This window comes from uncultured Lawsonella sp., from assembly GCF_947252745.1.
Lineage (GTDB): Bacteria > Actinomycetota > Actinomycetes > Mycobacteriales > Mycobacteriaceae > Lawsonella.
Genome location: NZ_CAMXWW010000013.1, coordinates 1 through 21,034 on the forward strand (window position 1 = coordinate 1; position 21,034 = coordinate 21,034).

The following is a 21,034-nucleotide window of genomic DNA, read 5'->3' on the forward strand; positions in this document are numbered from 1 at the left end:
CCAGGCAGTACCGGGAATCCTTAGCCGAAAAAGCACACATTTTGTCACTTAACCCCCACCCGCAAACGGTCCGACCGCCCCGCCACACCAAATGCAGCTACCTACATGCAGCTACCTGCCATTTTTTCGCTTGGTAGCCGGGTGTAGGTAGCTGCAAACGCGGAAAAGGCGCCGCGCCGGGCGCCGCCAAACGCCCCCGCCGGCCCGCGCCAGGGCGACGCCAGGGCGCGTCCGCCCCAACCACGGACGCGCCCCAGCAACCGCCTACTTGCGGCTGTGCGGCGAGGTCAACAGGGAACCCTGCCACTGGCCAAAACGGTCCGCCTTGGTCTGCGCCAATCCGGCGAGCTGGGCGGATTCGGAGATTTCGCCAGCTGGGATGACGCCGGGCTTGCCTGCGCCGGGGGTCATGAGCCAGATGCGCCCGCCGTCGGCAAGATTGCGAATCGCGTCTACCAGGGTGTCTACGAGATCCCCGTCCTCGGCGCGGTGCCAGAGCAAGATCATGTCACAAAGGTCGATGGAGTCTTCATCGAGCAGTGCCTCACCAATGGCGTCTTCGAGCGCTTCGGAGATGGAAGAGTCTGCGTCTTCATCCCAGCCAAGCTCCTGCACAACCTGGCCTTTGGTTACTCCTAGGCGTGCGGCGTAATTGTCTCCCCCGGTGGCTACCAAGGTGGGCGTCCTCCTTATTTTGAATGTTTGCTTCCCATACAGCTTAGCGCCGCCCTCCACCTTTAGCCTTTGGTACAAGGTATGACTTTTCACCCCCGCCAGGCCCCCGTCACGCCCCCGCCGCGCCCCCGCGACCGCCAACAATCCAGCACGCAGCCGCCCTAACGCCACCCCACGCGTAGTCGGATGTGACTGAAACACTCTAGACTTGGCCGGAGAACGTTACCTACAACACGAAGAGGAGTGCACGTGGCTGAGAACGCTGATCACGCTGCTAATGCCGAGAAGGTGGAAAACACTGACGTTTACGGCAACCAGCATGACACTAATATCCCCCTGCTTCGGGACGGTGTTGCGTCCTACCTCCATGATTCCGATCCGGAAGAGACGCAGGAGTGGATGGATTCCCTCGATGGTCTTCTGGAGGCTTCTGATCCGGAGCGCGCCCGTTACCTCATGTTGCGCTTGATTGAGCGCGCGAATGCACGACGTGTGCCGTTGCCGGCGTTGTCTTCGACGGACTTGGTGAACACGATTCCGACGAAGTTGGAGCCGGAGTTCCCGGGTGATGAGGAGATTGAGAAGCGTTACCGTCGTTGGATTCGTTGGAATGCTGCGGTGATGGTGCACCGTGCACAGCGCCCGGGCATCCAGGTGGGTGGCCACATTTCCAGTTACGCGTCTGCGGCTGCGCTGTATGAGGTTGGTTTTAACCACTTCTTCCGTGGCAAGGATGCGGAGCAGGGCGGTGACCACATTTTCTTCCAGGGTCACGCGTCGCCGGGTGTGTATGCCCGTGCGTTTATGGAGGGTCGCCTGACGGAGGATGATCTGGACGGTTTCCGTCAGGAGCATTCGCGTGAGCAGGGCGGTTTGCCGTCGTACCCGCACCCGCATGGCATGCCGGATTTCTGGGAGTTCCCGACGGTGTCCATGGGTCTTGGCCCGATGAATGCGATTTACCAGGCTCGTTTTAACAAGTACCTGCAGGATCGCGGCATCAAGGATACGGACAAGCAGCATGTGTGGGCTTTTCTTGGCGACGGTGAGATGGACGAGCCAGAATCCCGCGGCCTCCTCCAGATGGCGTCGCTGTATGGCTTGGACAACTTGACCTTTGTGATCAACTGCAACCTGCAACGTCTTGATGGCCCGGTGCGTGGCAACGGCCAGATCATCCAGGAGCTGGAGAGCTTCTTTGTGGGTGCTGGCTGGAACGTGATCAAGGTTGTGTGGGGCCGCGAGTGGGACGAGCTGCTGGAGAAGGACACCGAGGGTGCCCTTGTTCACATCATGAACACCACTCCGGATGGTGATTACCAGACGTTTAAGGCCAATGACGGCGCATATGTGCGTGAGCACTTCTTCGGCCGTGACCCGCGCACGCTGAAGCTGGTTGAGGATCTCACGGATGAGGAGATCTGGGCGCTGCGCCGCGGTGGCCATGATTACCGCAAGGTCTACGCCGCCTACAAGAAGGCGCTGGAGACCAAGGGCAAGCCGACGGTGATTCTTGCGCACACGGTGAAGGGCTACGGCCTGGGTCACAACTTTGAGGGCCGTAATGCTACGCACCAGATGAAGAAGCTGACGTTGGATGATCTGAAGCTGTTCCGCGATAAGCAGGGCATTCCGATCTCTGATGAGGAGCTGGAGAAGGATCCGTATCTGCCGCCGTACTACCACCCGGGCCAGGACGCGGATGAGATTAAGTACCTGCAGGAGCGCCGCAAGGAGCTGGGCGGGTACCTGCCGGAGCGTCGTGAGAAGTTCACCCCGCTTGAGCTGCCGGACTTTGAGAAGTCCTTTAAGGCCATGTTCAAGGATTCCGGTTCACAGCAGGTTGCGTCCACTATGGCGTTGGTGCGTACGTTTAAGGCGTTGATGCGTGATAAGGAGATTGGTCGCCGCGTGGTGCCGATCATCCCGGATGAGGCGCGTACCTTCGGCCTGGACTCCTGGTTCCCAACGCAGAAGATTTACAACCCGAACGGCCAGAACTACGTGCCGGTGGATCATGATCTGCAGCTGTCCTACCGTGAGGCAACGGATGGCCAGATTCTGCATGAGGGCATTAATGAGGACGGCTCGTCGGCGTCGTTTATCGCAGCGGCTACGTCCTACGCCACCCATGGCGAGCCGATGATCCCGATGTACATCTTCTACTCCATGTTTGGTTTCCAGCGCACGGGCGATAACTTCTGGGCTGCTGGTGACCAGATGGGTCGCGGTTTCATCATCGGTGCCACCGCTGGCCGTACCACGCTGTTTGGTGAGGGTCTGCAGCACATGGATGGCCACTCCCCGATCCTGGCGTCCACGAACCCGGCGATGGTTGTGTATGACCCGGCGTTTGCGTATGAGATGCCGTACATCATCTCCAAGGGTATTGAGCGCATGTATGGCTCGAACCCGGGTGAGGATGTCATGTACTACATCACCGTGTACAACCAGCCGACTCACCAGCCGGCTCGTCCGGAGAACCTGGATGTTGAGGGTCTGCACAAGGGCATCTATCTTTACGACGCTGGCGATACCTCCAAGGAGCACCACGTCTCCTTGCTGGCGTCCGGTGTTGGCATGCAGGCTGCGCTGAAGGCGCAGGAGATCCTGCAGGACAAGTTCGACGTCGGTGCCGCGATCTACTCGGTGACCTCCTGGGTTGAGTGTGCTCGCGACGGTGCACGTCTGGCCAAGGAGCAGCTGCTTAACCCGGGTGAGGACGTTGGTACGCCGTTTGTCACCGAGAAGCTCAAGCAGACTGAGGGCCCGTACATTGCTACGAGCGATTTTGCTACGGACCTGCAGGAGCAGATCCGCCCGTACGTACCGGGTCAGTACATTGTGCTGGGTGCGGACGGCTTTGGCTTCTCCGATACGCGTGAGGCTGCACGTCGCTTCTTCAACATTGACGCTGAGTCCATGGTTGTCGCAGCGCTGATGGGTCTGGCTAATGAGGACAAGATCGACATGTCCGTGGCAGCGCAGGCTGCGAAGGACTTCAAGATTGATGATCCGACCGCGGCTAAGCCGGATCAGAAGGGTGAGGAGACCGGCCCGGAGAACGCGGCTGAGTAGCAACCACATCCAGTAGTCGCTCGATCGCCGCGGCCACCGCGCCCGGCGCATCAAGCGGCGGCATGTGGCCTGAGCCGGGCAGCACCTGCAGGTACGCCGAGGGCCACATTGCCGCCAACCTGAAGGACTGCGATACGGGGGTTACGCTGTCCCTATCGCCCACCAGGATGTAGCCCGGCATACCGTCCAGCACCTCAGCCGCGCCGACTTCGGAGTGCGTCAACAGATCGTCGAAGAAGCCGCGGTAGGTGCTCAGCGGGGTGTTTTGGATCATGTCTGCGTGCAGACGAATCACGCTTAGCGGCACCGGCCTGAAGTAGAACCCCATCGCCAGCACCGGCGCAATCGTGCGCGTGATTCCGCGACGCATGCCTTCGGCAAAGTGCGGGGTAAAGCGCACAACGTATTCCAAAAGCCGTCCCAAAGGACCAGCCAGCATCTGCGGCAGGCCGTGGACGGTAAACGGCTCCACTGCCGAGGAGATCTGCACGCTGCCCGCCCACTGGAAGGCGTCCGGATGCCTGCGCATCAGCGACAACGACACCGGCCCGCCTAGCGAATGCCCCACCACAATCACCGGCCCCGTCACCTGCAGGTGGGTGAGGACGTTGATGAAGTCATCGGCAGCGTCGTCAATGTTCAAAAGCTCCGGCGGGCACGGACCGGAAGCGCCGTGGCCGCGAAGGTCTACCAGTACCTGCCGCGCACCCAGCGGCCGCAGGCGGTCCACTACCAGCGCGAACGATTCGGAGGCGATGTTAAACCCGTGGACGTACAGGATCGTCGGACCCGCATCAGGCCCGATGTCGTAGTAGCGCACGCGGCCAACCACACCTGTTCTGTCGGGGTTTAACATGGCATCCACCCTATTATGTAAGGCATGCTTTCAGAGCTTTCGCTGCTTATTCAGGACCACTTCGACATCAACCCGGACCCCGCCGCTGCGCTTCGCGACTCGGAGCTGACCTCCCTTGACATGATCGAGCTGGCCGTGCGCATTGAGGACCGCTTTGGCGTTCGCATCACCGAAGAGGCCTACGCGCAGTGCGAGACGCTCGAAGACCTAGCCGGCTACATCGAGCAGCACGCTAGCGCTGGATAAACTGCTCGATCACCGCGTTGACGGCCGCCGGGTTGTCGGCGTTAGTGTTGTGCGCAGCCTCCGGGATCACGTGCAGCGCCAGGCCCTCGTCCGCCGCCCAGCGCTTGCCCATCTCCCCAATCCCGCCGGTCCGATCAAACTCCCCCACCACCAGTGCTGCCGGACAGGGTAGCTCCCAGGGCTTTTGCTTACCGACGCCCCTCGCCACCGCCTTAAACGTCACATCCGCAAGCGCCACGTATTCGCTCTTGGTGTATTCCTTGAGCATCGTGCGCGTGAGTTCTTGGGCTTTGGGGGTGTGGGAGGTTTCGCGTGGGGCGTCGTCAAGAATCTTGTCCCAGGTGCGCAAGTGGAGGAGCGGGCCGACGTGCTTGAGGCCAGCGATGAGTAGGGGGTTCCAGTATTCGCGGGTGAGTGGCATGGTGCCGATGCCGATGAAGCCGCTGGCCAGCGCTGGTTCGAGTTGTAGGAGGCGCTGCGCGACGACGCCGCCGAAGGATTGGCCGACCAGTACCGGGCGCGTGATGTTCTCGGCGGACAAAATTGCGATGAGTTCGCGGGCGATGCGGTCCACGCTGATCGCGCTGAGTTCGTATGGACGCGACATCCCATGCGCCGGCCCATCCCACACAAACGTGTTGGCCTTGCCTGCGAAGTGGGCAAGCTGCGCGCCGAAGAGCCGGTGATCCGTGAGCATGCCCGGCAGAAACACCAGCCAGGGGGCGCTTTCTCCTGCAGCGCGCGATACCCAGTAGCGGATGTCCCCGTGCGGGGTGCGATGCGTTTCCATGCCAGCGTTCATGCCTGCGTTCATGCCTGCGTTCATGCCCGCTAGCTTTCCACACTGGAGACTGCGCATACAGGTTCCCTCCTTCTTATCCTCTACTTCTAAAGTTGCCGGAGTTACCCATTCCCCCTATACTTTTGACCACAGTGGCGGCGTTGAAACACACGTACCGCGCTAATTCCGGCGGCCGGATCACTTCTTGTGGTTTGGCCGCTGAGCTTTTCAAAGGAAAGTACATGCTTATCGCCTACCTCGATGAGTTCGGACACTAAGGCCCCTACATTCGTCACGACCATCGCAAATACAACACTCACCCGTGTTTTGGCTATGCCGGTTTCCTCTTGCCAGCAGACGATGTCAGACGTATGGGCGGATACTTCAAATACGTAAAAGAAAAGCTGCTTGCCTGGGAAATTGAACACTCCGACATTCCCGCCGATCGGTGGGAAAAGAAAGGTTCGGCTCTCCTGACGACTGCGAACATCAGTCAGTACAGTGATGAGATTTTTCCAGCTCTCAGTCGCATCTACCGCAAACTTGGAGAGCTCAATGGCCAAATATTCTTCTACGGTCAGCAGAAACCCATTGGGCCGGTAAGCGAGACAAAAGAAACCTCTCAAGATCGTGAAAACCACTGTCTCATCCAAGCTATTAATCGGCTTGGAAAACTAGCCTCCGATAAAGGAGAGCGTCTCATGGTCATAATGGATGCCACCGACACAGACAACCGGGAGCGTGCCGTAGCCACACTCGCAGCCACGATCTATTCGCGGAATAACAAAGAGAATCGCAGCGTAATCGAAGTCCCCCTCCAAACTGAAAGCCACCTATATAACACTGTCCAAATGGCGGACTGGACATGCGCGCTTCTAGGGAGACTTACCGATTACCACTTTGCGGAGAGTTCCGAATTCTCCTGGGCAGTCGACTTGGGACGTGATGTGTTCAGGCTATCCGAGCCCACATTAAACTCCATCATTTGGTCAAACCTTGCCTCTAAGGATTCTAAGTGTTTTCCTGAACAACTCATCAACACCACTCGATTCTGGGAAATCGAACAACGCAGAGAGTCCCAACGCGAACGCAGGGACCTCAAAAACAGGGGAATGTTCCAGCGCCTCATTTCAGCAGGAACACCCGAATTACATGCAAAACTAGAGCAAATCCGGAGCGAAGCAGAAAAACAAACGCCTTACCAGCCGGAAGCCACGTGAATTAAGGCCTAGGGATGCGAGCCAGCTTCTCGGTGTCTACAGTTGTTCGGTTGACGATGAGACCTCGAGGGGACTCAGAACCCGCTCCTGCCTCACGCAAACGAAAAATCCCGCGGCCACCTGGGAAGGAGGTGACCGCGGGATTTCCGCTGTTTTATTAACCGCCGAATCAGTTGAAACGGAGAATCTGATTCCGCTTGGAAGTGGGCTACCAACTCCGCTTCCATGAGTTAGCTTAGCCTAACCTGACCGCCTAGCAACAGGGGGTAAGGCAACCCTACCCCCGTCCGCTAGTCAGCCACGAAGAAGCGCTGGTAGTTCACAAACTCGTCCATACCCACTGGGCCAAGCTCGCGGCCTAGGCCGGAGTTCTTCACGCCACCAAACGGCAGCTCAGCGCCGCGGGCCTGCGGGATGTTCACGTGGATCATGCCGGTATCAATCTTGGCGGCAACCTTCTTCGCACGCTCCTCATCCTGCGACATCACGGCGCCACCCAGGCCGTAGTTGGAGTCGTTCGCCACCTCGATGGCCTCCTCTTCAGAAGACACCTTGTACACGGCAGCGACGGGGCCGAAGAACTCCTCGTAGTAGATGTCTGAGCCCACCGGGATATCCGTGATCACGGCCGGGGCGAAGTAAGCGCCCTCGCCGTCGATGGTGCCGCCAACGTGCAGGTTTGCGCCAGCGTCGACAGCCTTGCCAACTTGCTCAACAAGCGTCTCGGCTGCGTCGCGAGACGAAAGCGGGTAGTACTCACGCTTCCCCGCCGCACCTGGGTTCAGCGGGTCACCCTTGACATACTCGCCGGCCAAACGCACCAGCTCTGCCACGAAGTCGTCGTAAATATCGTCCATAACAATCATGCGCTTGTTGGAGGTGCAGGCCTGGCCAACGTTGGAGATGCGCTTCTTCCACGCAGTCAGCGCAGCCTCGGCCGGGTCAGCGGCGTCCAGCACCACGTATGCGTCCGTGCCGCCGAGCTCCAACACGCACTTCTTCAAGTGCTCGCCAGCCTGCGCGCCGATGATGCGCCCGGCGCGCTCAGAACCGGTCAGCGACACGCCTGCGATGTGCTTGCTTGCAATCAGGTCCGCCACCTGGTCGTGGTTTGCGTACACGTTGGTAAACACGCCCTTGGGCAGGCCGGCTTCTTCCAAGATGTCCTGGATGATCTGGCCGGAGCGCGGGCAGATCTCGGCGTGCTTCACAATCACCACGTTGCCGGCCATGATCGCCGGCGCCGCAAAGCGCGCTACCTGGTAGTACGGGAAGTTCCACGGCATGATGCCCAGGATCACGCCCAGCGGCACCTTGCGCATGACGGCGGTGCCGCCCTTGTCGGTGGGAATCTCCTGGTCCGCACCGAACTCGGCACCGTGGTCGGCGTAGTAGTTGAAGATCTCTACAACGTCATTGATCTCGCCGTCGCCTTCCTTGACGGACTTGCCCATCTCCGTTGCGATGATCTTCGCCAGCTCACCCCTGCGCTCATCAAACAGCGACGCCGCCTTCTTCAACAGCGGTGCCCGATCCTCGTAGGACAGCTCACGCCACTGCTTGAAAGCGCTAACGGCAGTGTCCACCACTTCTTCTAACTCGGCGTCCGTGATGTAGCCGAAGGTCTCCTCAACCTTGTTGTTTGCGGGATTTTGTACTCGATATGCTTTAGACATACGCCCAAGCGTACGTGCGCTGCGTCACTCTCGCTACGAAGTTCCCACGCTCGGCCAACGCCTCCACGCCCGCCGCAAAGGCCTCGATTTCCTCGGCAGTTCCCACGATTCGCTCGCGGCAGGAGTAGGTCCCGTCGGGCGCGCGCCGCCAGCGCGTGAACCACACCTCGCCAGGTTCCCCTTCAGGCAAAAGGAGCATTTGCTTCTCGACGCCCCAACGCTCCCCCCTCCCCATCCCCTCCACCTCAAACACGTATTCCAGCACCGGGGGCTGCCCTTTCGTAACGCGCTCTTCCACGGAACTTTCCGCCTCCGGGCGAATCGCAGCGTGAGACAGAGCGTGCGTCGGGGTGTGCGTCGGGGTGTTCTTCGACCGTGCTTCCTGGGTGTTCTTCGGCCGTGCCTCATGGGGCACCACAAGTGTGGTTGTCATGGTTGGGGACCTTCCATTTGCTTCATTCTTTTCCGTGCGCGCCAAAGCACCAGTAACTGCACCAGCTAAGGTGCGTGCTTCCGCACGGGATTCCGTGCGTGCTTTAGCGCGAGACGAGAGGTTCGTCTTCCCCAACGGCCTCTACAAGCTCTACAAACGTGTTGCTTCTCTGTGCTGATATTGCGTCACACCCGCCCCGCCAGCAACCCTCAACCACTGCTTGACGCCCCCGTTTACTGAACCTCAACTTCAGCTTCATCCACCCCTGGTCTTCCGCCTTGCCACCAGCCCAACCCCCACTTCGCCACCCGCCTGCCGCCGAGACCCCACTGCCCTGCCGCCAAGACCCACCGCGTACACGAGTCCGTGTGCCGTCGGAACCTCTGGGGGTCCTTTTCGGAAATGCGGCAGCATGTTGCCAAACCGGGAATAGTTGCATTCACTGCCAGGTATTTGCCAGGTACGGCCTCAGGTATGGCCCCGGCCCGGGACCGACCCCCGGGCTCGACGAAAAGTCGTCTAGCAGGCAGCAAAACCCTGCTAGACGACATTGAAAACTGCCCTCCATTTCCCCACGTCGAATGTAGGGACATTTGGCAGATTTTGCGTTGTCGTCTAGCAGTGAACTCGGAGCGCTAGACGATAACGACAAAGATGCAGGTCGCGGCTCAAAGCTAGAGCATCCGCACCATCAGCACGCCGGCGAAGATAATTGCGAGGCCAACAAGTCGCACGCTGTCCATGGGCACCCGGCGCGCGCCGAAGGCACCGACGGATTCCATAAGCTGACCGCTGGCGATCGTGCCCGCGTTGAAAGCGATGACCGTGGTCGCGGTACCCAGGATTGGAGTGAGGCCAGCGCCGCCGATGACAAAGATCGCGCCAACAACACCACCGAGCCACATCCACCACGGCGCGGGTTTCAGTGGCGTGACAAGTTGACGCGGGCTGGTACACAACACGGCAATCAGGAGGATGACCGCGCCCACCAGCAGGTTGATCTCGCTGGCAAACAGGGGCGAGCCCGCAAGTGTGCCTACGTAGCCATTGATTGCGGCCTGCATTGCGCTGCCCACGCCGATGGCTACGCCGAGTAGTCGGTAAACCCACACGCTGGCGCCGAGATCCGGGTCTTCGCTAATGGCGGCGGGCACGGTGCCGCGCCGCAACGGAAGCACACGCAACACCACGGCAATGCCCAGCAGCACAACCAGCGCGCTACCCAACCGCCACACAGACACGTCCACCTGGCGGCCACGGAAGAGCCCGAAATGATCGATGGCCAGGCCCATGATCACCTGGCCCAAAATGGGCAGCACCACGGTTTGGACTGCGCCGAGTTTGGGAAACAGCAAAATGTTGCCAATGACAAACGTGGCCCCGAAGAGGCCGGAGAGGTAGGCCCACGGTGGTGGCGTCGATAAGAAATGGGGCACAACGTGACCCTGCAGGATCAGCGTGGCCACCGCCGCGAGCGTGAGTGCGACCGTAAACGAGATCAGCGCGGAGACAATCGGCCGGTTGTTCACGGCCAGGCGAAGCCGCGCGTTCGCCGCGGTCTGGACGGGGATGAGCGCGCCGACCAGCAGCGCGAGAAACAGGTAAAGCATCTGGCGCTAGGCTACGCCAAAAATCTTATCCATCCATACATCGAGGAACGAATGCCGCGGCAGGTAGTCCTGCAGACGAGGCCTTTTGAGGAACTTGTCAGCGTACGACTCAAAATCCTGCTCCATCAAACGAACGTTCTCGTTGAACTCATTAACCGGTGTCACAGATGACATAGGGGTTGCAGGGGTCATTTTGTATCCTCTCCTTCCTCAGTTTCAGTCGGTGGCTCTGATTCTAGCTGTCCGCCACGCTTCGGGACGAACAACGGCACACTTTTTGTAACGGAAGGATCCGCAACCATTACAAGGAGTAGCAAAGTGGACAAGTAAGCAAGACTTTTGCGATCACGCTCAAGGTCTAGTGACCCAGGATCCACAGCGTCAATTGCAAAGAAACCATAGAGCTCGCCTGTTTTTGAAATGATTCCGCGACTCATGTAGCACCCATATGGCTCATCACCTGCGGTGTCTGCGCAGTAAATAATGTCGCCGTCACGTAGTCTTTTCCAAGTCTCTGAATTCTCATCAAAGATTCTTTGGGACGATACTTCGCGGCGATGAATCCCCATCCCGTGTGGCATCGCAGTAAAGAAATAGCGCCCATCCGAGTCTTGATCAACCACGAACACTTGTGCACGAACCTGAACCGGGAACAGAATTCTGCATAGTCCCATGATCGGGTCCCATGCCACACCAATTCTCGAAGAAGGTTGCGCCTCACCTTGATTTTCAAAAACCGAAGCCAAACTCGACAAAATGAACTGGCTGTTCTCCCGAACCTGTAGCTCTACGTCCAGCTGTTGTTTTGCATCAGCTTCTTTAATAAGACGCGCGCGTGATGAAAGGCGATTTACAAAAACCAACAACAGTACCGCTATCACCGCGAGAAGAATCCCCCACGGCAACGACGGAAGCACAGAAAACGCCGGAGATACAGCAAATGCGAGGGCTAAAGCAAAGCTAAGTGCGACACCGCCACCAGTATTGACCAGCGCAATGGTGACTGGGCTACTAAAGAGAGCGAGCAGCCGAGACGGTTTAGATGGTCTAGTCACGCAGCAAGCTTACCTTTAACTCAGCGTTCTCGTAGCCGAATCAAAGCTACTGCAGCTCGCGCCAGATCGCGGTGTTGGTTTCCTGCCAGAGGGGTTTCGCCCAGTTTCCAAACTCGCGATCCGTCAGCGCCACCATGGCGTAGCCATCCGCCACCCACAGGTAGGTGCCGCTCATGCCGAAGTGGCCGAAGGTGGTGGGCGGCATGCCATCACCAGTCCAGTGCGGGGCCTTCTCCCCCTTCAGCTCAAACCCGAGGCCCCACGGGCACGGCTTCTGCATGCCGTAGCCCGGCACCACGCCGCGCAGGTCACCGAACTGGTTGGTGGTTGCCTCACGCAAGGTCTCAGGGCTGAGGAGTTGCGGGTACAAAAGCTCTTGGGCGAACAGGGCCAGGCTGCTTACCGACGCCACCGCCCCATGCCCAGCACTGCCCCCCAACACCGCATCCGTCATCCCCAACGGCGCAAAGACCCCTTCGCGCAGATATTCAGGAAACGGGATGCCGGTGGTTTCCTCCAGGTAGTCCGCGAGGATCTCGAAGCCGGCGGAGGAGTAAATGCGGCGCTCACCAACCGGCTTCTGCGGCTCACGCGTGTCAAAGCCGACCCCGGAGGCATGCGCCAGCAGGTGGCGGACGGTGGAGCCTTCCGGACCACAAGGGCTGTCTAAGAGGAATGCCTCTTCCTCCACGGCCATCAGGAATCCGTACGCCGCGAGAAGTTTGGTCACGCTGGCCAGTGGGTAGGTGCGGTCTTGGTCGCCGAGGGTCTCCACGTGGCCGTTAGCATGCACAAGCGCTGCAGAAACGTTGTCTACCGGCCAGTTTCCAAGAAGTTTATTCAGCATTGTTGCCTCCTCGCCTCGCATCCTGCCAACGACGCACCAACCACCACGTAGCCAACACAAACGCACCCGCGAGCAGGCCTGGCCAGATCGCGGGGTTCGGCGAAAACAGGTTGATCACCGCCTGGATCAGCGCGAGCAGCGCGAAGAACCCGACGAACCCGATCAGTGTTTGCCACATGAGGTCACGACGTTGATTCACTATTAACGGCACCTAAACAGTTGACTGGTCAAGGCCAGCGGATCTCCGCGCTGCCTTATTTCATCTACGCCGTAACAAGGAAAGCCTGACAGAGACAAATCTGCCGACGCGATTCGTTTCCATTAGCCATTCTCGCCTTGAGTGGCTTCTCCCAATCTAACTCATTCTCGTCTGCGACTGCTTAGAGGCCGTCACAATGACTTGGGATTGCACCCCTAGAAGGTGTCAGCCAGCGTGGCACCGCTATGTCGGGTTCTTGAGGAGACCAATTACCCCCAAGGCTGGATTTCTTAACACTGGAAGCATCAAACAGCGGTAGCTGTTCCATCCTTTTTGAAAACCAATCATGTACCGCTGCCGTTTACGCTGAAAGCTCAAGTTCATTTCCCGATAATCCTGCATGAACTTAGAAGCACTGAATTCGTTCACATACCCGTTCCAACTTCAGCATGTGCCGGTACCGCTACACCCTTACCGCGCGTGACACTGCAACCGCCCCTTCACATATCTCACCTCAAAGCGGAAAGCTGGACGTTCCGAGACTCTTCCCGCTTGTTGAAATATTGTTCTTCGGATGTTTCTCCTTCTCAATCCTTAGCTTATTAATCTTCATCGTTTCAACACTCACTGCGTTCGAATCTCGTCGTCCAAAAAGCACAAAGTTTCGGCCTTCACCCTGGCTGCTGCGGTATCTGACTCCCTCAAAGCCAAATGACTTAAGCATTTCGCACACATACTGTGTTGGCAGGTATTCAAGTTCCTGACGCCCAGTCACCGGTTGACTCATTTCCACCGCAACCGCCTCAAAGAGGGCCAGTTTTTCAGCATGTGCCCTGACCTTCGCAGTCTCATCCAACAAGAAAGGGGAATAGGTGTCCCTCATGTCCGAAAAGTCAACAACTTTCAAGTTCTCGAATTCAAACTTCCCGACGCTTACGTAATGTCCAGCTTGAGACCGTACTTCAGAAAGAGCGGTATCAATGTCAGAAGCCAGATAGAAGTAGCTGATTCCGGCTGGATTGGATCGGCCGGCCACCGCTAATTCTGGAGGAGGGGCACCCATCTCAGCCGTCAGGAAAGGCGTGTCAGAATTGTCCTGGATTCGCGCTCGGTAAAGCACCTCCCCGGGTTTCAACACATAGATTAAGCTTGAAAGAAACTCCTGACTGTCATCCACCAAAACAGTGTTATCGATAAACCACCGATTCTGAGTGATTATCTCGTTACGAAACCTTTGGTAATCCCCATTCTCATCTTGCCCGAAGTCACCTAACAGCGGTTCGTACGATCCTGAGAGTTTTCGGTCACCAAGAATTTCTTGAAGGAGACCAGACTGCTTTTCTTCGCTCAAGGCATTATTGCCAAACAAGTTCCAATCATTCTTGAAGCACTCAAGCAATGAGCTACTGGATTCGCTCGTTGAACTATACGCATCGGCAACAAGGCGAAATGGCTCTTTCACATGTTTGATTTCGGCGACTTCTACCTCATTTGAATCACAATTTGGGCAATGAGAAGTCTGATCGGCATGAGCTTTTATAATTTCGCTCAGGCCTGGGTCGCCGAAGCACCGCGGGCAGCAATACAGAAACGATTGTTCTTTAGGCATTGTCTTCCAACACCTTGACTACCACTTCGAGGTGATGAATCATCGATAGTTTCTTAACGTAGCCAAGGCCTGGAAAGTGCCCGTTGTCTCGTAGACGGAGAAACTCTTCCACTGCAGCGGTCTTAGGTATCTCTGTTTCTGACTGAGTGGCCTCTCTGGAAAGCTTTTCCAATGCTTGCAAGTATTTCTCAGCGGGAAATGCTGGCGAATCGTTGTCGTTCGAAACGTAATGGTTTACGTACATCGCTTCGACAGGATTCTCAGCAACGTAGGTCAAGTGAATTGCCACCGCCCACGCAGGACCGCCAGACTCAGAGAACTCTTTACCCACAATTGAGTAATCACCAAAACCGTGGCACTTCTGTTCCGAAAAGTCCCAGGCAGCTGTGTCGAAAATCTCCGTACTGAATTTTTCGTAATCAGCATTCTTCCGCTTCTCAAACCCATCTCGAATGAGGATGAACGCCGCTTCCGGAAACACCGGCTGAAAATGCCTTCTTGCAGGTCCATCTTCTAGCAAAACGCAAAGCCCGCGCCCCGTAGGGAAAGAATACTCCTCGAGCAAAGCTTTCACCGCTTGGGGATCAGAAAAGCCACGCGCGAGCAGGTGCACTTGAACTGATCCAAGCTTCTCCCTTGTCTCAGCAAGATAGCTGATCAGCTCCTCGGCTTCCGGATACCTCAAGTTGGCGCTCAGGTTCAGAACGAAGGAATGAGACGCTCCACATAGTGGAGAGCTTGATTCCACCTCTTGAAGCAGTTCCTCATAATCACGGATAAATGCAAGATGGTCTGTCGAATACTCACCGACCAGAGGATTCACTACCACTGAGTAGGGAACAGAATTGTCCGCTAGGGTTTCAGTACATCTTTGAAGAGCGCCAAGTTTGCGCTTCACTGGTTCGATAACCGGGTGGATCGAACTATCCGACAGCTTCGGCGCAGATTCTCTCAAAGCAAGCAGCTCGAACTGTTTACCCCTAAAAATAGGCCAGTATACTTCCACTATTCCTCCGTCGGGCGGGCCATCATTTTGGAGATACTATCCCATTCGCGTTTGCTGTAGCTCCCTAAAAGCAAACTGGTTTGAACCGATTTAGGCAGACTCTCCAAATACTCTCCAAATTGCGCTTTGGAACGAGAGCCTTTTAATACAGCTGAATACCCGACACACAACAACTCACGGTCAATCCCTGAAAGAACTCTCCGAATTTCAGACCACACTTGGGTATTTGGAACTTCGGGGAGATGGAGCCCGCACCAAGCTATCAACTTCTTAGCCTCGTCTTGGCTCATACTGGCAGCCATTGAATCAGAGTCAATTAAGTCATAATTCTTAATAGGCTGAACCAATGTCTTTAACGTATTCCGCCGAGTGAGTTCCACAACTCCTGTTGATGCAGGAACGGCCTTAATAATTTCAGACACATGACGGGCACCGCTAACCACTATCGTCTGAGGAAACACTGTCATATAGTCCCGGATCTGAGACTGTAACCTAGATAAAGTATCCAAATCTGACTTGATCTCGATACCTGTCGCATACCCATTCAACAAGACAAGATCAGCACGCGATCGCCCCACTCGATGTTCGCTAACAATAGTTGCGGTGTTAATTGAGTGTCGATTCAACCAACGTTTCTGAACCACTGCGTTACGGAAAACGAAGTCCCCACGAGCGCTAGCGACCTCCATCCGCTTGAAGGCTTTGTCAAAGTAATCAGCTAACTCCTGGGTCGGTTCTAAAGGGTAACCAATTTGGTCCCCCAGACGTATCAGAAAGTCGATCTTCCCATTTCCCAGACACCTAAAAACCCGGGGCGAAAAAAGTTCGGGGATTTTGGCAGACGCGGATGCACCTACCATGCTCTTCTCCCTCGTTGACATACCAGCTAGTTTATCTACGTTCAAAATGAAGCTGCTAGATAGCCACACTACGCCCGAATAGCAGCGCAGCTTTTTCTCCGTAAATCCCAGAATTCTCTCCGGCCTCTAGCGCTTCCTGAGGACACCAAGAGAAAACCCCGGTCCTTGCGGGGACCGGGGTGGCAGCTCCTCCAACTGGGCTCGAACCAGTGACCCTTCGATTAACAGTCGAATGCTCTGCCAACTGAGCTATGGAGGAATATTTTGTTTTTGTTGCTCTTCAGCAACGAGTCATAAGAGTAGCGCCGTATTTACAAAACGCAAAATCGCGAGGTCATTGGCGCTAATTGGCGTTATTGTAGAAGCATGAAGAAACCATTGTTAGCACTCACCGCAGCCGCAGCACTCACGCTTGCGCCCGTAACCGTCACCCCGGCGGTGGCCGATACGCTACCCGCTGAGGCCGATACGCCGCCGGCGGATACCGAAAACGGTGCCGACACCGAACCCATCACCGACACCGAGACCGACAACTCTTCTAGCGGATCCTCGGACTCTGACCTGAGCGCAGGTGAGATCGCTGGCATTACCATCGGCGTCCTCGCTCTTGTTAGTGCAGGCGTGGCCCTCGCGGTACAAACAGGCCTGATCAACATCCCTGGCCTAGACATGTCCAAATGGCCAAAGATTAACGTCCCGGGTCTTACGCCTCGTCCTCAAGCTTCCGCGACGCCTGGCGACTGCTCCCCTGCCACCTTCGACGCCATCGTCCCCGGCTGGCCGAACTTCACCGGCACGACGGTGAGCTACTGCGACGGCCAATGGGCCAAGGCCGGCGCCAACCAGACGGACTGGAACGAGTCCTTCCACAAGGTCAATGGCCAATGGACGCGTATCGAGCCTGCCGGCGACGTCAACGGTTTCAAGTGCTACGACGTTGCAGACCTGCAGCGAAAGGGTGCACCACGCGTGTTTACGGACCAGGTGCTCAGCTGCCGGTAGTTCGACGCCACGGCCTGAGCACAAATGAAAGCGGGCCTGAAGGTGAAAACCAACAGACCCGCTTTCGATCTCCGACTCAAAGAGCCTTTTCGGGTACTCACACTACCCCAAGCACTAGACCCACCGGAGTGATCACGCCGGATAAAACATGGAACACTGGTTGATTTCGCTACCGAAAGCAACGAATGCGTATTGAAGCACTAACCGAAATCGCTGAACGACAACGCAAATCAACGAGCACTAAACTGAGCCCCTCAGACGTTCCGACCCCGCGCTCCGCTCATATACATAGAATAAAGAGACCGAGCAGCATCTGTCCTCGAGTTAGCTGTACCTCCTTTTACCTCTGGCAGACAGTCGCCACGGTGATGCTTTAAAGCTTATGACTTTTGAATTACCGATGAAAGTGGCGAGTTCTGCCGACTAACATCAGCTGATGTGCAGACCAATGACGCTGAGATCCACCGAGAAGAACTCAAATTAACCGCCCTCGAATCACTCTCGAAAGCGCACGATTACAGTGAGCGTGCGGACCAAGAGGCCGACAAAGCAAGGCTCGAGCTGCGACTTGCGCAGGATTCACTTGCTTCTGCCAAAGATATCGCATTCCTCATTGGCGGCCCCCAGCCAGAGCTGATCGCTAGCCTAAAGATGGCACAAGAGAACTTTGAACAAGCAACTCAAATCTATAGCGAAACATCAAACGCCCGCTTCGAACATAGGATTGCATATCGGTCAGCAGTCGACGATTTTGAAAGGGTTTTCAACGAAGAGCTGCCCATGCGAAAGCTCGGAAGAATCACCGCGGAATCTTCACGCTCCATACATATAGGGAGCGTCCAAGAGTTCATCGCCGAAATAGATCGCTTAGAGAATAAGCACGGCTCGGAAATAAGAGATATTGTCACGAGCGAGTGGACGCTTTATCGCGGACACAGCAACGAAATCTACGGACTGACTCCAAATCTTTACCGTAGTTCTCCTACCGTTGACGGTTTTTTCGCCCGTGAACAAGTCCTAATCGAGGAGGCAATTCGACTGCAGCCAGAAGACTTCAAGGGCCTGACTTCCTTCCAGATTCTCTCCAAGCTGCAACATTACGGGCTCCCCACACGCCTACTCGACACCACTACAAATCCACTTGTAGCGCTTTATTTCGCAACCGACGGACCATCCAATGTAGACGGAGAAGTCTTGGTGCTTCCCCGGATCCCAGTCTTATCCGAGGATGCTGCACCAGTAACGTGGCTTTCCAATTGGGCGCTTCGAGGAAAATGGGGTCGAACATCCGCGGACGAAATTGCCGAAGCAGCAGGATACGATCACGGTGACGATGCCGCGACGCAATACCAAAGTCTCAAGGAAGCGCTTTCTCAGCCTTTTCTCGGAATCCGGCCACGCTATTCGAACGACCGCCTCCGAGCTCAAAATGGCGCTTTCCTTCTCACTGGTATGGAAATCGATGATTTTTCACCACCAAGCACTAAACCATCATCCCAGCAAAGCGATGAATTCCTAGTTCGTCCCATGAGGTTCTTAGAACGCGAGCTTGGTAAGAGCTCGACATCTCACATCAACCAGCCTCGACTCTTGATTAATGGAGAAGCAAAGATGAAAATTCGACGGCAACTCGACTACTTAGGCGTAAATGCCGCAACATTATTCCCTGACACTGCAAGTAGAATGCGTTACGTTGCAGAGGGATATCGTAGCGGCATCTTCGGGCGTACCCTCTACACAGAATTTCAAAAAGGTTCGGAAGAACAATAAGTACCTTCAAGCATTTTGTCACTCTTCTTCGTACCGCTACCCGCTGGTTCGCTGCCGACTTGCTAAGGATTAATTGAGTAGCGGCCTATTGTTTAACGCGCTTAACAGGACCACCGTGGTTGAGGTCGAGTAGCACGCTGGCGAAGTCGTTTCGCGAGAGACTTGCGGAAGACTAAAACACCTAGCCTCGCATAGCTCACAATACTCGAAGATTCAATGCCGAAACCGCTGGCCTCGGTTCCTATTGCGATCTACTTGGACGAAAAGTGAATCAAGTCGGGTGTCAAACTACTTCGCTCTCAGGTTCAAGCAGGTTCCACAACTTGGTCCCAGCCTCCCTAGCATCCTCGGATAGATTCCTAGCCTTGTATTCAATTGATGCGGCTAGCTCCTGTGCGCCCATATTGTGTTGCAGCTGCGCAATCAAGATCTGGTCGATTCCAGCCATCAGCAATGGTCGCACTTTCTCCGCAAGTGAATCGATTCCATGATCAAGAACACGACCGCTATGGACGATCAGGTTTCGCTTGCGATACATACGTAAGAACTCACGTTGCAAAATGCTCACAGTACGTTCAAAGACGCGTTTCTGGTTTAATAGCGCATCCTGCATCTTCTCAACCGCAATCTGATCAGGATGATCCAGAAGAGATGTATTGCACTCATCCAGAATCGCGACTGCCATAGCGTGGGAGCGCTCTAGGCTATTGGTAGCGTCGGCTACCTTCGCAACGATCGCATCATCTGATTGATATTTGTTCCGGTAGTTCCCTGCGAGCCAAGATAACTCGGTCCGGAAATAGCTAGCAGCAACAATGCGAGCCATTCGTTCTGCGCCTACCCGATCTGTCTCCTCCGGCCCCACAAGTAGCGATTCGATGGCAACCCACCCGTTCACCACGACAACGTGGGAATTCACTGTCTTAAGAGGTTCGAGAATCGCCAACATGTTTCTTACCGGTGGCGCCATGTCCAAACCGTGAAGCATGTCAGCTCGCCGAAACGCTCGCAGTTTCAGTTCTTCTGCATATCGTCGCGTTGAAAAAGCTGTCCCCTTCTCTTGTGACCACATTTTCGGCATGATCGAGAAGCTGTGCTTAGAGTCCGCTTCAAACTTGAATGCCAACTGCGGTAGTAATGCCCGTACCTCATCTGCAGCCTCATTGACATCTCGTGCGGAAACGCTCAACAGGAAGCCCCCATAGTGCCGCATTGACTTCTCTTCTGGCGCATAGCGGTTCTTCCACCCTTTAAGCTCTTGAGCATCCAGCCAATTCTCCGGATACGGCCGAGAGTGCAGAAAGCTTGGGCCACCATTAACTGGGACAGCGAAAGTGAAGGCTTTGGTTGGCGATTGTATGCGCTGGTCCAGTTCCCGAAGTACATCTGAAAAGCTAAATGGCTCGGTTGCCTCCTGCCGTTCTTTGATGAGCCTATAAACGCTAGCTGCAGGAATTCCTAAGTACAGGACATGAGAGATGATCCTTTTTGCAGACCCCTCGACATCTAATTTTCCTGCCTTACCCGGGTCATCGAAAATCTCAGCCCACTGCAGAAGATACGTTTTTCTAATTTCATCACTAAGGCGCTTTGCCAACTGGGCGGCATAACTGGCTTCGCCGTTGAGAGGGTTAATCGATTCCAAGGCTTGAATAATCTGCTTTTGCTTTGGTGCCACAGCCGGATCCCTACCCACAGCTTCCTGCAAGTATGACCTCATCGCCTTAAGTGCTTCTTCCCTCGTCCCTGGGATCAGTGCCTCTTCTAAGGTTTCATCAACCAGCTCCAGCGTTCCCGCACGCCAATCACGTCTATGCCACCGTGTCAGGCGTGAAGTGAGCTCAAGCATCCGCGGCACCATGCCGGATAGCTTCACAGGCTTGATTTCAATCATCACTGTGTTATCCTAGACGTGCAAATGGAAATCACGCGGTGAATCTTGACGGAAGATCCGCCTGTACTTCCATTCCTTCTTCAAGAGGCGCTCCCCAACTATCGGGTTGAGCGTCTCTTCCCATTCGGGTTAAGCGACAAAATGTGTGCTTTTCGGGTTAAGCGGGTTAAGCGACAAAATGTGTGCTTTTCTCGGCGTGTCGATTTAAGTGACAAAA

General features: G+C 55.9%; 19 protein-coding genes and 1 tRNA gene. 5 read left to right on the top strand and 15 right to left on the bottom strand.

Features of this window, described 5'->3' with window-relative positions:
* Nucleotides 1-264: 264 nt before the first annotated feature.
* Nucleotides 265-693 carry a DUF3052 domain-containing protein gene (locus Q0X28_RS08185; RefSeq protein ID WP_298577581.1) on the bottom strand — a complete coding sequence of 143 codons (429 nt, stop codon included), beginning with the start codon at nucleotides 691-693 and terminating at the stop codon, nucleotides 265-267.
* A 270-nt stretch (nucleotides 694-963) separates the two neighbouring features.
* Between Q0X28_RS08185 and aceE the strand changes: the two genes are divergently transcribed.
* Nucleotides 964-3,753: a pyruvate dehydrogenase (acetyl-transferring), homodimeric type gene (gene aceE, locus Q0X28_RS08190; RefSeq protein WP_277100271.1), complete on the top strand. Its 2,790-nt coding sequence runs from the start codon at nucleotides 964-966 to the stop codon at nucleotides 3,751-3,753.
* On the opposite strand, the gene Q0X28_RS08195 is transcribed toward aceE, so the two are convergent.
* On the bottom strand, nucleotides 3,701-4,609 hold the full coding sequence (locus Q0X28_RS08195; RefSeq protein WP_298577550.1) for an alpha/beta fold hydrolase: 909 nt from the start codon (nucleotides 4,607-4,609) through the stop codon (nucleotides 3,701-3,703). The two genes, aceE and Q0X28_RS08195, sit on opposite strands and share 53 nt — an antisense overlap.
* A gap of 24 nt (nucleotides 4,610-4,633) precedes the next feature.
* On the opposite strand from Q0X28_RS08195, the gene Q0X28_RS08200 reads away from it, so the two are divergent.
* Nucleotides 4,634-4,855, top strand: a complete 222-nt coding sequence (locus Q0X28_RS08200; protein ID WP_298577552.1) for an acyl carrier protein — start codon at nucleotides 4,634-4,636, stop codon at nucleotides 4,853-4,855.
* Here Q0X28_RS08200 and Q0X28_RS08205 read toward each other — a convergent pair.
* The gene (locus Q0X28_RS08205; protein WP_298577554.1) at nucleotides 4,842-5,681 is read right to left on the bottom strand and encodes an alpha/beta fold hydrolase; all 840 of its coding nucleotides are present in this window, start codon (nucleotides 5,679-5,681) and stop codon (nucleotides 4,842-4,844) included. The two genes, Q0X28_RS08200 and Q0X28_RS08205, sit on opposite strands and share 14 nt — an antisense overlap.
* A gap of 242 nt (nucleotides 5,682-5,923) precedes the next feature.
* On the opposite strand from Q0X28_RS08205, the gene Q0X28_RS08210 reads away from it, so the two are divergent.
* Nucleotides 5,924-6,856, top strand: coding sequence for a DUF3800 domain-containing protein (locus tag Q0X28_RS08210; RefSeq protein WP_298577586.1), 933 nt, complete (start codon nucleotides 5,924-5,926; stop codon nucleotides 6,854-6,856).
* Nucleotides 6,857-7,146: 290 nt separating this feature from the next.
* Here Q0X28_RS08210 and Q0X28_RS08215 read toward each other — a convergent pair whose 3' ends face one another.
* The 11 genes from Q0X28_RS08215 to Q0X28_RS08265 all read right to left on the bottom strand — a co-directional run bounded on the left by Q0X28_RS08215 (nucleotide 7,147) and on the right by Q0X28_RS08265 (nucleotide 16,410).
* Nucleotides 7,147-8,532: an NAD-dependent succinate-semialdehyde dehydrogenase gene (locus Q0X28_RS08215; RefSeq protein WP_298577556.1), complete on the bottom strand. Its 1,386-nt coding sequence runs from the start codon at nucleotides 8,530-8,532 to the stop codon at nucleotides 7,147-7,149.
* On the bottom strand, nucleotides 8,525-8,965 hold the full coding sequence (locus Q0X28_RS08220; RefSeq protein ID WP_083278872.1) for a hypothetical protein: 441 nt from the start codon (nucleotides 8,963-8,965) through the stop codon (nucleotides 8,525-8,527). The genes Q0X28_RS08215 and Q0X28_RS08220 overlap by 8 nt, the downstream gene beginning before the upstream one ends.
* A gap of 674 nt (nucleotides 8,966-9,639) precedes the next feature.
* Nucleotides 9,640-10,575, bottom strand: a complete 936-nt coding sequence (locus tag Q0X28_RS08225) for a DMT family transporter (protein ID WP_298577561.1) — start codon at nucleotides 10,573-10,575, stop codon at nucleotides 9,640-9,642.
* A gap of 6 nt (nucleotides 10,576-10,581) precedes the next feature.
* The gene (locus Q0X28_RS08230; RefSeq protein WP_298577563.1) at nucleotides 10,582-10,767 is read right to left on the bottom strand and encodes a hypothetical protein; all 186 of its coding nucleotides are present in this window, start codon (nucleotides 10,765-10,767) and stop codon (nucleotides 10,582-10,584) included.
* Nucleotides 10,764-11,630, bottom strand: coding sequence for a hypothetical protein (locus Q0X28_RS08235; protein WP_298577565.1), 867 nt, complete (start codon nucleotides 11,628-11,630; stop codon nucleotides 10,764-10,766). The genes Q0X28_RS08230 and Q0X28_RS08235 overlap by 4 nt, the downstream gene beginning before the upstream one ends.
* A gap of 46 nt (nucleotides 11,631-11,676) precedes the next feature.
* Nucleotides 11,677-12,477: a serine hydrolase gene (locus tag Q0X28_RS08240; RefSeq protein WP_298577567.1), complete on the bottom strand. Its 801-nt coding sequence runs from the start codon at nucleotides 12,475-12,477 to the stop codon at nucleotides 11,677-11,679.
* Nucleotides 12,467-12,655, bottom strand: coding sequence for a hypothetical protein (locus tag Q0X28_RS08245; protein ID WP_052206297.1), 189 nt, complete (start codon nucleotides 12,653-12,655; stop codon nucleotides 12,467-12,469). The genes Q0X28_RS08240 and Q0X28_RS08245 overlap by 11 nt, the downstream gene beginning before the upstream one ends.
* Before the next feature lie 535 nt (nucleotides 12,656-13,190).
* A complete protein-coding gene (locus Q0X28_RS08250; protein ID WP_298577569.1) occupies nucleotides 13,191-14,285 on the bottom strand; it encodes an RES family NAD+ phosphorylase in 1,095 nt (364 codons plus the stop codon).
* On the bottom strand, nucleotides 14,278-15,291 hold the full coding sequence (locus tag Q0X28_RS08255) for a sce7725 family protein (RefSeq protein WP_298577571.1): 1,014 nt from the start codon (nucleotides 15,289-15,291) through the stop codon (nucleotides 14,278-14,280). Before Q0X28_RS08255 ends, Q0X28_RS08250 begins: the two co-directional genes overlap by 8 nt.
* Nucleotides 15,291-16,151: a sce7726 family protein gene (locus Q0X28_RS08260; RefSeq protein ID WP_298577573.1), complete on the bottom strand. Its 861-nt coding sequence runs from the start codon at nucleotides 16,149-16,151 to the stop codon at nucleotides 15,291-15,293. The genes Q0X28_RS08255 and Q0X28_RS08260 overlap by 1 nt, the downstream gene beginning before the upstream one ends.
* A 186-nt stretch (nucleotides 16,152-16,337) precedes the next feature.
* Nucleotides 16,338-16,410: transfer RNA gene (locus Q0X28_RS08265), tRNA-Asn, on the bottom strand.
* A 107-nt stretch (nucleotides 16,411-16,517) separates the two neighbouring features.
* Between Q0X28_RS08265 and Q0X28_RS08270 the strand changes: the two genes are divergently transcribed.
* Nucleotides 16,518-17,153, top strand: coding sequence for a hypothetical protein (locus Q0X28_RS08270; protein ID WP_298577575.1), 636 nt, complete (start codon nucleotides 16,518-16,520; stop codon nucleotides 17,151-17,153).
* Nucleotides 17,154-17,591: 438 nt separating this feature from the next.
* On the top strand, nucleotides 17,592-18,923 hold the full coding sequence (locus tag Q0X28_RS08275; protein WP_298577577.1) for an FRG domain-containing protein: 1,332 nt from the start codon (nucleotides 17,592-17,594) through the stop codon (nucleotides 18,921-18,923).
* Nucleotides 18,924-19,206: 283 nt separating this feature from the next.
* On the opposite strand, the gene Q0X28_RS08280 is transcribed toward Q0X28_RS08275, so the two are convergent.
* Nucleotides 19,207-20,820, bottom strand: a complete 1,614-nt coding sequence (locus Q0X28_RS08280; protein WP_298577579.1) for a hypothetical protein — start codon at nucleotides 20,818-20,820, stop codon at nucleotides 19,207-19,209.
* Between the last annotated feature and the right edge of the window lie 214 nt (nucleotides 20,821-21,034).